We start from the raw sequence: 12,712 nt of genomic DNA on the forward strand, positions 1-12,712 counted from the left end.
GTGTCCCGTAAGGGCTTTGGTCGTCCGCCGCCGGTCAGTTGATCAGTCGGGCGGGTGTGGTGACGGCGTGCAGCATGTATTCCAGTGGTCCTCGCCGGAAGGTCCGGGTCCAGGCGAGGGCCAGCAGCATGGCAGTTGCGGCGAAGCAGACGAGGGCCGTCAGGGCAGCGGAGGTCGGCAGGTCGTCGATGCCCAGGGCCTTGATGGCGATGATGTGGCCGGCGTAGGCGGTCAGGGAGACCGAGCCGACCGCGATGACGGGCGTGGCAAGCCACCGCAGGCGCGCCGACCGGTCCGTCGCGATGAGGCAGGCGGCGAGGACCACGAGGCCGACGCCGGTGTTGCCCAGGATCGACCATGTCGTCTGGCTGTGCGGCGCGGCCACCAGCAGCCAGTCCGGGGTACTGGTGGTGGGGTCGCCCACGGCGTCGGACCACCAGGCCGATGCGGCCGACCCGCCGTCCGTCGTTGCGCTCACGGCGGCCTGCGCGCCCGGGACCAGGTGCAGGGCTAGCCAAGACCCGCCGTAGCCGAATGTGGCCAGCGCGCCTCCGACGAGGGCGAGCTTGGCGTGTATGCCGGGCCGGGTGAGGTCGAGTCGGGCCACCGCCATTCCGGCGATGACGAAGGGCAGCCAGGTCAGTACCGGGTACTCGCCGGTGGTGAACAATTCGACGATCCCGTCCGAACCGGTGATCCGGGACAGCGGATCGTGGGCGATGACGGCATCGGCCCAGCTTCCGCCCTGGACCGCAGTCTGAAGCAGATACAAGACCTGGGGCAGTACGAGCGCGGTCGCCGCGGCGATGACGGCCAGGGTGAGAGCCCGCAGCCGGTACAGCGGAAGGGCGAGGACGAAGACCATTCCGTAAGCGGCAAGGATCACGTCGACCTGGGTGTCCAGGGAGGTCAGGGCGTATCCCAGGGCAATCAGGGCGGCGGAGCGGATCAGTACCCTGCCCATGGCCTGCCGCCCTGCGCGCCCGGTCCGCGGCTGCGGGCGGCCGGTGAGAAGGACAAGGGTGAACCCGGCAAGCAGAGCGAACAGGGCAGAGGACCGGCCACGTGCCACCTCCATCGCCCAGCCCAGCGGGCCGCCGACCGAGGGGTCGGGGCCGATGTGGGCTGCGTACATGCCGAAAACCGCCAGGCCGCGGGCCAGGTCCAGGCCGATCAGCCGTCCTGCTGACGACGTACGGGAGCGGAAGGGGCCGGCCCGGGCAGCGGATGCCGCCCGGGATGGCCCAGCCTCTGGCACGTCGTGTGTCATGTGATCCAGGGTCGGAGACGCTGCCGGTCAAAACTATCCGGCAGGTGTCCGGAACCGCCCCGCCGACTGGCTGGCACAGCCCCCGCCACCCGGCCGGATCGGATGTCCGAAGAGTGCAGGGTGTCCCTCGGCGTGGTACGAATCGGACAGTGGTCCGAAGCGAGTGGAGCACGCGTGATCCGGGTATTGGTGGTCGACGACGAGGCCCTGATTCGTACGGGTTTTCAGCACATCCTCGACACGGCGGACGACATCGAGGTCGTGGCGGCGGTTCCCGGCGGCCAGGCGCTTGAGACGGCGCAGAAGACACGTCCTGATGTCGTGCTGCTGGACATCCGGATGCCGGACGTCGACGGCCTCACCGTCCTGGCGGGCCTCCGCCTGCTGCCCCATCCTCCGGTGGTGGCCATGCTCACGACGTTCGACATGGACGAATACGTGGCCACGGCGCTTCGCTCGGGCGCCGCGGGCTTCCTGCTCAAGGACACCGACCCCGAGGGACTCCCGTTCCTGGTGCGGGCCCTGGCCGACGGCGGCACCGTACTGTCGTCCAAGGTCACCCGGACGGTCGTGGACCGCTACCTGAACTCCGGCCCCCAGGAACCCGCTGCCCGCAGCCTCGACCAGCTCACCGACCGCGAGCGCGCCGTACTCGTCCTCATCGCCGAGGGACTGTCCAACACCGACATCGGCACACGGATGCACCTGAGCACCGGCACGGTCAAGGACCATGTGAGCGCCATCCTCACCAAACTGGAGGTGGACGGACGCGTCCAGGCCGCCCTGCTCGCCGAACGGGCCGGCCTTCTCAAACCGCCGCGGGACCAGGAGCGGGGATGATCCCCCGCCGCCTGCAAGGCCCGCTGCTGGACACCGTCGTCGTCGCGGTCGTTCTGATCGACGTCTGGGTCCATTTCGTCACGGACGAGCCGCTGCGCATGGCGTGCGCCGTGGCCGCCGCGTTCGCTCTTGTGCTGCGCCGTCGCCTGCCGCTGCTGACCTTCCTGCTCACCCTGCCCGCCGTCCTGTTCTCCGACGCGATCCTCGCCGCGCTGGCCGCGCTGTACACACTCGCCTCACTCACCCGCCACCGCTCCCTGCTGGCCGTCTGCGCTGCGGCGTTCACGATCAGCGACATGACTTCATGGCCGTCGCCGAACTTCGACTTCACGGCCTCCTCGACCCTCATCACTCTGGGTTACACCGCCGCGACGGCGGCCGCTCCTGTCTTCCTGGGCCAACTCGTCCAGGCCCGACGTGATCTGTCGCTCCGGATCGCCGAGATCTCCGAGGCGCGCGACAACGAGCGGCTGCTGACCGCCCAGACCGTACTGGCCAAAGAACGCGCGCAGCTCGCCCGGGAGATGCATGACGTGGTCTCCCACCAGGTCAGCCTGATTGCGGTGCGGGCCGGAGCACTCCAGGTCGGCACCCGGGACGCCGAAGTCAAAGAAGCCGCCGCCACCATCCGGCGGCTGAGCGTGCAGACCCTGGACGAACTGCGGCACATGGTCAGCGTCCTGCGCGCCTCCGGCGGTCGCCCCACGGAATTGACACCGCAGCCGTCCCTGGCCGACCTCGAGCGGCTGGTCACCAACAGCGGCATCGAGGCCGAGCTCCAGGCGGACATGCCTGACGACCTGCCGCCCACGGTCCAGCGCGCCATCTACCGTGCCGTCCAAGAAGCACTGACCAACACACGCAAGCACGCCCCCGGCACCACCGCGACGGTACGCATCAGCCACGAGGACGGCGCCGTCCGTGCCACCGTCACCAATACCGCACCGACCCGGCCCCCTCTCCCGCTGCCCAGCGCCCACCACGGGCTGGTCGGCCTGCGTCAGCGCGCCGCACTCCTCGGTGGCACCGTCACCTCCGGCCCAACGCCCGACGGCGGCTACGAACTGCGCCTGGAGCTCCCCTCGGAAGGCACGTCGTGACGGACTGCTGGCCACCGCCTCGGCCGAAGCAGCCGAGCAAGACGTCGAAACCATTCAGTCCAGCGAAATCTCCCCATCCGGCAGCCCTGGGGTAGAGCTGGAGGCGCTCCGCCGTCAGCGGCCCAGCTCCGCCCGCTGTTGCGGCTGGAGGAGCTCACCGTGGGCGCGCACGCGGCCGTTACGCGGATGCGTCCGGTTGAACTCGGGCCACCAGCGCCTCCACGGCTTTCTTGTCGGTGTCGTTCTGGCCGTGCCACAGCCCGATGGTGACCTTGCCGGTGCCGCCCACGCCGTCGGAGGCGTCACCGGCGCAGGCGGCGAGGAGTGGTGCGGCGGCCGCGCCGACAAGCAGAGTGCGGCGTGCGATCGCTGAAGTCATCACGCTTCCCGTCAGCGGGTCCTGCGGACGTAGCCGGCGCTGCCGGGCGTCGACACCATCACATCCCGGCGCACGATGCTCAGCCGGTCGCCGAAGCCCGAACGGGCCTTGCGCAGACCGCTGTCGGTGTACTCGATGACGACCACCCGGTCGTGGAAAGCCTTCGCGTACTCGCCGCACTCGTCGTACTCGCCGCACTCCTCCGCCACCGCGAAGTCGAGCTCGGTCCGGGCCCTGAGCCCCGCCAGCTCCACGGTGTTCTTCTGGCCGATGGCAAGGTGCCGGGCGTGCGCGTGCGTCGAGAGCAGGGTGATGAACGCGGTGGCGTCGTCGGCGGTCAGCAGGTGCCGGGAGCGCGTGTAGCTGTCGTAGTTGTCCGGCTCGACGGCGTCGAAGCCCTTGTCGGCGCAGCCGTCGATCCACCGGTTGATCCGCGCGGCCACCCGCCGGCGCTTGACCGGCGTGCTGATGTCGAGCAGCGCCTCGCCCCAGTCGCGGTCGACCACGACCTTGCCGTGCGCGTCCCGCAGCAGCAGGTCGGCGGGCCACTCCTTCCGCTCGTCGGGCTGTGTCTGGAAGGCGTTGACGTAGCAGATGTTGTAGAGGCCGGGCGCGGGGGACGCGGCACGGTCGCGGCTGACGATGCGGACACCGGAGGGCGGGGGATAGGCGCCGCCGATCTGGTAGTCGAAGCCGGCGTGCAGCGGCGGGAGTTCGACACCCCTCGGGGCCGAGCCGGGCTTCGGTTTCGAAGAGGTGGCCGGGGCCGTGGAGGACGCCGGCGAGGGGGCCGGGCCCTTGGACGGCGACGACGTGGCCGGAGCGCGGGAGGACCCGGACGGGCGGTGCGGCGAGGCTCCGGTGTCCCTCCCCGAACCGCAGCCGGCCAGCGTCAGGAGGCTCGCCAGGACAACGGCTGTCCCCAGACCTCCGACGCGGGAACCACGCTTGACGGGCATGTCCGCTCCATCAATCGCGAGTACGACCCCGCCTCGGACGCTTCCCGCGATCCTGGCGACTTTGGCCGGACTTGAACCGAGTCCGCTACCGGCTGGGCGCACCTCTGCGTGCCGGGTCGCCCCACGGCACGCCATGATCAAAGCGTGTGGGCACGCGCACGTCAAGGGCTCGCCGTTCAGAACGGAGGCCGGTCACACGACAGATGCCCGACTCCGGGCCGGGGTCCGATGCTGGCCGAGGCGCGGATCCAGAACACGGGCACATCGAGGAAAGCAGGCACTCCATGCCCATCGGAATCATCGGTGCCGGAGCCATCGGGCAGGCACTCGCCGGGCGGTTCGTGGCCGCGGGCGAGCAGGTCGTCATCAGCAACAGCCGTGGCCCGCGGTCCCTGCGGGGCCTCGCCTCCTCGATGGGGCCGGGGCTCAGGCCCGCCACCGTCGGCGAGTCGGCCGACGAGGAGATCGTCGTCCTCGCCGTGCCATGGCGACGGCTGCGCGAGGCGGTGGCAGCGGCGGACGTGCCCGACTGGCAGGAGCGGATCGTCATCGACACCACCAACCCGCTCGGCCCACCCGACTTCGAGGCCGCCGCCCTCGGCGGCCGCACCTCCAGCGAGCTCGTCTCCGACCTGGTGCAGGGCGCCCGGCTGGTGAAGGCCTTCAACACGCTGACGCCGGACGTGCTCGGAGCCGACCCCCGGACCCCGGCCGGACGGCGGGTGATCTTCCTCTCAGGGAACCACGCCGGCGCCAACGAGCGCATAGCGCGGCTGGCCGGGCGGGTGGGCTGGGCAGCCGTCGACCTCGGCCCCCTGGCGTCCGGCGGACGGCTGCAGCAGTTCCCCGGTGGACCCCTGCCCACGCTCAATCTCCTCATGGAACCCTGATCCGAGCTCTATTGTCAGGACATGACCGGAGACCGCATCGCACTGGCCGTCCACGACCACGGGGGCGACGGCCCGCCCCTGCTTCTTCTCCACGGCGCGGGACGCACCCTTGCCGACTGGGCTGCCGTCGCCCCGTTCCTCGTACCCCACCACCGGGTACTCGCCGTGGACCTCCGCGGACACGGTCTCTCACCGTCCGGCACCTGGGACTTCCCCCACGTGCTCGCAGACATCGAGGCGGTATTGGAGGAGCACGCAATCCCCGGCGCGCTGCCCGTCGGACACTCCCTCGGCGGGATGATCGCCGTGCTCCACGCGCTGCAGCACCCGGAGGTCACGCCCGGCGCGGTGAACCTCGACGGATACGCGTGGGGCCGCCTCGACCAGTACGTGGGGCTGGAGCCGGCGTACGTCGAGGAGCGGCTCACCGAGGTGCGGAAGCTGGCGGCGACGGTGTCGGGCGAGCCTCTTCCCGCCGAGGGGCTGAAGGCAGTGCTCGCTCAGCAGCGCGCGATGTCCGAACAACTGGGCATCCCCTACGAGCTGTTGGAAGCCGGCGTCCTGCGTTCCATGCGCGAAAGACCGGACGGGCGGCTGGAGTTGGGGCCGGAGCGCGAGCACGCGCTCGAGATGCTGGACGCGATCGACTCGCTCGACCTCTTCGCGCTCTTCCACCAGGTGCCCGTACCGCTGCTGCTCGGGCGCGCGCTGCGGCCCCTGCCGCCGGTCCCCGGCATGGACTGGCTCGACGAGCTGATGGCGGCGTACGCCAAGGGACTCGCCCGAGACCTCGCTCGCCTCGCCGACGAACGCGCCGAGGTGACGGTCGCCGAGATCGACGGCACCCACGCGATGCTCCTGGAGAACCCCCGGGCGGTCGCCGACGCGATCCTCGGCTTCACCTCCCAGACGATTCCCGGGGCCACCGCATGACGCCGGCCGGTGACGAGTGGATCGTCGGGCGAGACCATGAACTGGCCCTGCTGGCCCGTCTGGTGGACGAGCTCGCGGCGGGGGAGACGGACTCCCTCGTGATGGCGGGCGGCCCCGGCGCGGGCAAGAGCGTCCTGCTGGACGCCGCGGCCCGGATCGCCCGGCGGGCGGGGGTGCGGGTGCTGCGCTGCCGCGGCAGCGAGGGCGAGTCCGGCCTGGCGTTCGCCGGACTGCATCAGCTGCTGCGGCCCGTCCTGGACCTGGCCGATGGGCTTCCCCTACGCCAACGGGCCGCGCTGCTCGGCGTGTTCGGACTCGACGACGGTACGGAGACGGCGCCCGACCCGCTGTTGACCGCGCTCGGCGCCCTGACCCTGCTCTCCGACGCCGCCGGGCAAGACCCCCTGCTGCTCGTGGTCGATGACGCGCACTGGCTGGACCTCGGCACACTTGACGCCCTCGCCTTCGTCGCCCGACGCCTCGAAGGCGAGCCGGTGGCCCTGCTTCTGGCCGCCCGCGACACCGTCGTACCGGAGCAATTCGCCCGAGAAGTACGCCGGTTGACCGTGGAGCCGCTCGACCCCGCGGCAGCCGGACGGCTCCTCGACCTGCAGCCCCAGCCACCGGCCGGACGAGCCCGCTCCCGCATCCTCGAACAGGCTGCGGGCGTCCCCCTGGCCCTCGTCGAACTCGCCCGGGCCGTGGGACGCGACCCCGCCGCGGCCGAGGACGGAGCACTGCCCCTCACCGACCGCCTTGAGGCCATATTCGCGGCGGACCTCCCCGAACTCCCGAAGAGCACAAGGCAATTGCTGCTCCTCGCCGCCGCCGCGGAGAGCGCCGAACTGCCCGTCATCCTCTCCGCGGCCGGTGATTCCACGACCCCCGACGACTGGCTCCCCGCCGAGCGCGCCGGACTCGTCCGCATCGACGACGACCACATCCGCTTCCGACACCCGCTGATCCGCTCCGCCGTCTACCAGGCCGCGACCTACGCGGAACGCCACACGGCCCATCGCGCTCTCGCCGACGTGCTCGTCGCTGACCCCGACCGCCGTGCCTGGCATCATGCGGCCGCCGTGTCAGGGGTGGACGAGGAAGCCGCCCGTGAACTGGAGGACAGCGCGGCACGGGCACAGCGCCGCGGCGGCTACGCGGCCGCGGCCACCGCCCTCGAACGCGCGGCCCGGCTCAGCCCCGACCCCGCCGTCCGCGCACGGCGCCTGGTGCGCGCCGCGACCATGGCGATGTACGCCGGTCATCCGCGCTGGGTCGGCGAGATCAGCGCCCGGGTCGCCACCCTCACCGACGACCCCGAGGTTCTTGCCGAGGCCTCGTTGCGAGCGGGCTGGGCGCTCGCCGTCACCACCCAGTTCGCGAGCTCGCTCGGCTTCCTGCTGCCGGTCGCCGAGGCCGCGGTCGAGTCGAACCCCGGCCTCGCCCTCGACGCCGTCAGCACGGCCACCACTCCCGCGTACAACTCGGGGGCGCCGGAGCACCGCGAGACGATCCTGCGGATCGTGGAGCGCGTGCCGCCCCAGGAGGACGAGACGGGCCGCCTCTGGGCCCTGGCGGGCTGCGATCCCGTCCGGAACCGCACACGGGCCCTCGACCTGCTCGCGGCCACCTGGAGCGAACCCCCACCGGAACCCGGTTCGGGGCACGAAGGCGACCTCCCACTGTCCCGTATGGTCGTCTCGGGCGGCGCCGCCTGGGTGCTCGACGAGACGGCCGAGGCGATACGACTGCTCGGCGCGGCCCTGGAGCATCTGCGGCGCTCCCCGACCGCCGGGGCGAACGCGACCGTCGCCCAGGCGCTCGCGCTGGCCCTCTACGAGAGCGGAGCCTGGGCGGAGTGCCGCAGCGCGCTCGACGAGGCGTACCGCACGGCCGCCGAAGCGGGCCTGGAGAACGTGGCGGTCGGCTCGCCCGTCCTGCGCGCCACCCTGCTCGCCCTGCGCGGCGACACCGAAGCGGCCCGCGCGGCCGTGCAGCGCGCCGCCCACGGCATCGACCTGCCCAACTGCCGCAGCCTGCACGTGCGCACGCACTACGCACTGGGCGCCGCCGCGCTCGCCGAGGGCGACCACGCGGCGGCGTACGACCGCTTCCGCGCCGTCTACACGCAGGAACCGGAGCCCGCGCCCCTGCACTTCCACGCCTCCGACTACTACCTCGCCGACCTCGCCGCGGCCGCCGTACGCACCGGACGGACCGAAGACGCGCGGCTCGTCCTCGACGCGGCAGTCCGGCGCCTCGCGGCGGGCGAGGTGTCCGCACGGCTCGACGCGATCGTGCACCGGGCCCGCGCGCTGCTGGCCGAACCTGACGACGCCGAACGGCACTTCGTCGCGGCGCTCGCCGATCCGGCGGGCGACCAGTGGCCCTTCGAACGGGCCCAGGTCCGCCTCGACTACGCCGAGTGGCTGCGCCGTCGGCGCCGTGCGGTGGCGGCGCGTCCGCTGCTCGGCGCGGCGCTCGACGTCTTCGATCGGCTCGGCGCGCGCCCGTGGAGCGAACGCGCCCGCGCGGAACTCCGCGCCGCGGGCGTGACCCCCGGCGCCTCGCCGACCACGTCCCTCGACGCGCTCTCCGAACTGACCTCGCAGCAGCTCCAGATCGCCCGCCTCGCGGCCGGGGGCCTCACCAACCGCGAGATCGGCGAACGCATCTTCCTCTCCCCGCGCACGGTCGGCTTCCACCTGTACCGGATCTTCCCCAAGCTCGGCATCACGTCCCGCGCCCAACTCCGGGACGCGCTGCCGGAGGCGCCGGAGTGAGCGGTGCGCTCAGTGGGGACCACTCGCCGCGAACTCCGTGCCGCACGGCCCCGCGCCCTCGCTCTCGGGCAGGGCGACGGGGTCCCCGCTCATCGTCAGCGTCCGGTAGAAGCCGCCGATGCGCTCGGTGGAGCGGCCGACGTAATGGCCGATGAAGGAGCGGCGGAAGCGGTCGGGGCTGCGGTTGGGGCCGGAGCCGTGTACGAGGCTGCCGTTGAAGAACAGGACGTCGCCCGGTTCCATGTCGACCGGTACGGAGGTGAGGCCGGGCGGCGGCGGAACGTACTCGCGTGCGAAGGACAGGGCCGCGTCCGCCTCCTCCGGGCAGAACAGGTCCATGCGGTGCGTGCCCGGCACGACCTCCAGACCGCCGTTCTCGCGGTCGATCGCGTCGCAGGCGATCCAGGCGGCCACACAGGTACCCGGCTCGACGCGCAGATAGAAGTTGTCCTGGTGCAGTGCCTGACCACGGGCGCCGGGTGGCTTGAAGTAGAACATGCTCTGCGCGGCGAGGGGTTCCTCGCCCAGCAGGGTCTCCAGGATGTTCCGCAGCCTCGGATCGAGGAGGCAGCGCCGGGACATTGCGTTGATGCGGTGCGGGTGCAGGACGCGGGGATGGGCGTGCAGCGGATCGGCCGGCCCGTCGGTCTCTGCGGCGCGCGGTTCGAAATGTCCGGGGATCGGCCCGGCGGCGTGCAGCGTCGTGAACTCGGCGCAGAGTGCGTCGATCTCGGCGCGGGCGAACAGTCCGCGCACCACCGCGAATCCGCTCTCCTCGAACTGCCGAAGGCCGTCCCTGTCCGTGACTGTCATCCGACCGCCCCTTCTCGCCGGTGTCCCAGGTGCCTCACGCTAGGTCGGTGCGCCTTTCGGGAGGATGCCTGTGCGTGCTGACGAGTTGTCCAAGGCTGCTGTTCCGTCGCCGCCGCCCGGCCTGGTGACCATCGGACGCTTCGACCAACGGCCGGGATACGCCGTCAACCGGCCGCGCGGGGCGGACAGCTGGCTGTTCACCTGGACGACGGGCGGACGCGGGCGGCTCGCACAAGGAGCGTCGCACGTGGTGGCCGGAGCCGGCGATCTCGTGGTCCTTGGGCCCGGAGTGGCGCACCGGTACGCCGTCGAACCCGGCGCCGGGCACTGGGCGTTCTGGTGGGTGCACTGCCAGGCCAGGGCGGCCTGGTCGGGATGGCTGCGGCCGTACGCTCTCGATCACGGGCTGTACGTCGTCGGACCCGCGCCGAGCCAGGGACGTACCCGGCGGAGCGAGGACCGGATCGATGCCGCCTTCCGCCGGATGCTCGCCGACGCCCGCTGGACGGGAGACGGCCCGCCGCCGGGCCCCGCGGAGCCCACCGACGGCGAGGTCGCCGTCGCGCACGGCACCGCCGCCCGCGAGCTGACCCTCTGCTCCCTGGAGGAGGTCGTCCTGCTCACCACCGCGCGGGCGGAGCGGCGCCGACCCGACCTCGACGCGCGCATCCGGCGGGCCGAGTCCCTGATCGCGGCCGACCCGAGCGCGCCGCACACCGTACGGTCGCTCGCCGGCGCCGTCTCCCTCTCACCGTCACGTTTCGCCCACCTCTTCACCGAGCAGCTCGGCCGCTCCCCGATGCGCGCCGTGCGCGACGCCCGGCTGCTGCACGCGGCCCGGCTGCTGGAAGCCACCGAACTCCCGGTGGAGCGGGTCGCTGCGGCCTCCGGCTTCACCAGCGCCTTCCACTTCAACCGGGTCTTCCGACAGCGCTACGGCACACCGCCGGGCGCCTACCGGAGCGGAACCGCTAGGGGTGAGGGGGAGGGGGCGGGATGGTCGTGACGTCCGGCGCCGCTTCGGGCCAGACCAGCAGCACCGGGCAGGGCGCGTGGTCGACGACGAACCGTCCGGCCCGTCCCAGACTGTGCGGTCCGAGACGGGTGCGGTCGCCGTCGCGGGCCAGCACGAGCAGGTCGGCGCCCTCGGCGGCGGCGACCACCTCCCGCTCGACACGCCCGGCCCGCTCAACGCGCGCGCTGGGGCGGCCCAGCCGTTCGGCTGCCGCGTCGAGGAGCTGCGCGGCCGAGGTGGTGCCGAGGGTTTCCAGCCGGTCACCGGGGTCGGGCTCGGAGTGTCCGCGACCGAGCAGGCCTGCGAAGGCGCCGTGCGCCAGGCCGGGCACGCCGGGTTCGGCGACGTGCAGCAGGACCACGTCCGTCGCGTGCGGCGCGTGCGTGCCCACGGCGTCCACGCACGCGGGCCATGTTCCCTCGACCAGCCAGACGATCACCCGCATGCCCATCAGCCTCCGATGACGTGGAGCGAGAACCACAGTGCCAGCACGGCAGGGACCAGTGCGGCAGGCACGGCGATCAGACCGAGCCGGGTGAACTCCTTGAGGTCGACGCCGTGTTCGTGTTGGTGCACGATACGCCGCCACAGCAGGGTGGCCAGGGAGCCCGCGTAGGTCAGATTGGGGCCGATGTTGACCCCCAGCAGCACGGCCAGCACCGCGCCGGGGCCGGACACCGCGGCCAGCGGCAGCAGGACGAGGACCGCGGGCAGGTTGTTGATCAGATTGGCGAGCACGGCGGCGAGAGCCGCGATGCCGAGCAGCGCGGGCAGGCTGCTGCCGTTGGGGAGCAGATGGTCGAGGGCGTCGGCGAGCCCGTTGTCGACCACCGCCCGTACGACGATGCCCAGCGCGAGGACGAAGGCGAGGAACGACGGCGCGGCGGCCCGTACCACGGTCAGCGCAGTGGTGCGGCGCCGGACGAGAGCGCGGGTGGCGAGCACGAGCGCCCCAGCCGCCGCGGACCACGCCGGATCGATGCCGAGCGCCGAGGCGACGACGAACCCCGCCAGCGTGCAGCCCACGGTGATCAGAGCGAACAGCGGTACGTCCGGCGGCTCGTCGGCACCCGGTGTTGGCGCCGCCACGCCCAGTTCGTGGGCGAAGAAGCGGCGGAAGACCAGGTACTCGGCGCCGATCGCGACCAGCCACGGGAGGACCATCAGCGCGGCGAACCGGGTGAAGCTCAGACCGCTGGTCGTGAACGCGAGCAGATTGGTGAGATTGGAGACCGGCAGGAGCAGCGAGGCCGTGTTCGAGAGGTGGGTGCAGGCGTACACATGCGGTTTGGGGCGGGCGCCCATCCGCGCCGCGGTGGCGAACACGACGGGTGTGAGCAGGACGATGGTCGCGTCCAGGCTGAGCACCGCCGTGATCGCCGAGGCGAGCGCGAAGACGGCGGTCAGCAGTCGGCCGGGCTGCCCCGCCGCCCAGCGGGCCATCCACACTCCACAGGCCTGGAAAAGTCCCTCGTCGTCGCAGAACCGGGCCAGGACGAGGACCGCCGCCAGGAATCCGATCACCGGCCCCAGATGGCCGGCCTCCGCGCGCACGTGGTCCCAGGAGATCGCGCCGGTGACCACGAGCAGACCGGCGGCCGGAACCGCCACGACCGCCTCGGGCCAGTTGAAGGGGCGGATCACCGCGCAGAGGAGCACCGCGACGAGCAGAACGACGGAGAGGGCTTCGGCGAGCGGGGTGTTGGGGGAGGCGGAGACGGTTTCTGCGAGCG

The 12,712-nt window shown here is 72.2% G+C and carries 12 protein-coding genes; 6 read left to right on the top strand and 6 right to left on the bottom strand.

Annotated features, from left to right (window positions below; translation table 11 throughout):
• Nucleotides 1-34: 34 nt before the first annotated feature.
• Nucleotides 35-1,270: a DUF418 domain-containing protein gene (locus AB5J53_RS45600; RefSeq protein ID WP_369251450.1), complete on the bottom strand. Its 1,236-nt coding sequence runs from the start codon at nucleotides 1,268-1,270 to the stop codon at nucleotides 35-37.
• Nucleotides 1,271-1,444: 174 nt separating this feature from the next.
• Between AB5J53_RS45600 and AB5J53_RS45605 the strand changes: the two genes are divergently transcribed.
• Nucleotides 1,445-2,110 (top strand): response regulator, encoded by a 666-nt coding sequence (locus AB5J53_RS45605; protein WP_369251451.1) that lies wholly within the window; start codon nucleotides 1,445-1,447, stop codon nucleotides 2,108-2,110.
• Nucleotides 2,107-3,210: a sensor histidine kinase gene (locus tag AB5J53_RS45610; RefSeq protein ID WP_369251452.1), complete on the top strand. Its 1,104-nt coding sequence runs from the start codon at nucleotides 2,107-2,109 to the stop codon at nucleotides 3,208-3,210. Before AB5J53_RS45605 ends, AB5J53_RS45610 begins: the two co-directional genes overlap by 4 nt.
• A gap of 178 nt (nucleotides 3,211-3,388) precedes the next feature.
• Here the strand turns inward: AB5J53_RS45610 and AB5J53_RS45615 are convergent, their stop codons facing one another.
• Together AB5J53_RS45615 and AB5J53_RS45620 are read right to left on the bottom strand one after the other, a co-directional pair.
• On the bottom strand, nucleotides 3,389-3,589 hold the full coding sequence (locus tag AB5J53_RS45615) for a hypothetical protein (protein WP_369251453.1): 201 nt from the start codon (nucleotides 3,587-3,589) through the stop codon (nucleotides 3,389-3,391).
• Nucleotides 3,590-3,600: 11 nt separating this feature from the next.
• Nucleotides 3,601-4,548 carry an endo alpha-1,4 polygalactosaminidase gene (locus tag AB5J53_RS45620; protein WP_369251454.1) on the bottom strand — a complete coding sequence of 316 codons (948 nt, stop codon included), beginning with the start codon at nucleotides 4,546-4,548 and terminating at the stop codon, nucleotides 3,601-3,603.
• 284 nt (nucleotides 4,549-4,832) lie between these two features.
• On the opposite strand from AB5J53_RS45620, the gene AB5J53_RS45625 reads away from it, so the two are divergent.
• Genes AB5J53_RS45625 through AB5J53_RS45635 form a run of 3 tightly spaced genes read left to right on the top strand, consistent with a single transcriptional unit; the run spans nucleotide 4,833 to nucleotide 9,151 of the window.
• Nucleotides 4,833-5,438, top strand: a complete 606-nt coding sequence (locus tag AB5J53_RS45625; RefSeq protein WP_369251455.1) for an NADPH-dependent F420 reductase — start codon at nucleotides 4,833-4,835, stop codon at nucleotides 5,436-5,438.
• A gap of 21 nt (nucleotides 5,439-5,459) precedes the next feature.
• Nucleotides 5,460-6,371: an alpha/beta fold hydrolase gene (locus AB5J53_RS45630; protein WP_369251456.1), complete on the top strand. Its 912-nt coding sequence runs from the start codon at nucleotides 5,460-5,462 to the stop codon at nucleotides 6,369-6,371.
• On the top strand, nucleotides 6,368-9,151 hold the full coding sequence (locus AB5J53_RS45635) for an AAA family ATPase (protein WP_369251457.1): 2,784 nt from the start codon (nucleotides 6,368-6,370) through the stop codon (nucleotides 9,149-9,151). Before AB5J53_RS45630 ends, AB5J53_RS45635 begins: the two co-directional genes overlap by 4 nt.
• Before the next feature lie 9 nt (nucleotides 9,152-9,160).
• Here AB5J53_RS45635 and AB5J53_RS45640 read toward each other — a convergent pair whose 3' ends face one another.
• A complete protein-coding gene (locus AB5J53_RS45640; RefSeq protein ID WP_369251458.1) occupies nucleotides 9,161-9,964 on the bottom strand; it encodes a phytanoyl-CoA dioxygenase family protein in 804 nt (267 codons plus the stop codon).
• 64 nt (nucleotides 9,965-10,028) lie between these two features.
• Here AB5J53_RS45640 and AB5J53_RS45645 point away from each other — a divergent pair, with 64 nt between their 5' ends.
• Complete coding sequence (locus AB5J53_RS45645) at nucleotides 10,029-10,970, top strand: helix-turn-helix domain-containing protein (protein ID WP_369251459.1); 942 nt, start codon at nucleotides 10,029-10,031, stop codon at nucleotides 10,968-10,970.
• On the opposite strand, the gene AB5J53_RS45650 is transcribed toward AB5J53_RS45645, so the two are convergent.
• Both AB5J53_RS45650 and AB5J53_RS45655 read right to left on the bottom strand, forming a co-directional pair.
• Nucleotides 10,936-11,424 carry a universal stress protein gene (locus tag AB5J53_RS45650; RefSeq protein ID WP_369251460.1) on the bottom strand — a complete coding sequence of 163 codons (489 nt, stop codon included), beginning with the start codon at nucleotides 11,422-11,424 and terminating at the stop codon, nucleotides 10,936-10,938. The two genes, AB5J53_RS45645 and AB5J53_RS45650, sit on opposite strands and share 35 nt — an antisense overlap.
• Before the next feature lie 5 nt (nucleotides 11,425-11,429).
• On the bottom strand, nucleotides 11,430-12,650 hold the full coding sequence (locus tag AB5J53_RS45655; protein ID WP_369252881.1) for an arsenic transporter: 1,221 nt from the start codon (nucleotides 12,648-12,650) through the stop codon (nucleotides 11,430-11,432).
• Between the last annotated feature and the right edge of the window lie 62 nt (nucleotides 12,651-12,712).

This window comes from Streptomyces sp. R41, from assembly GCF_041053055.1.
Taxonomy (GTDB): domain Bacteria; phylum Actinomycetota; class Actinomycetes; order Streptomycetales; family Streptomycetaceae; genus Streptomyces.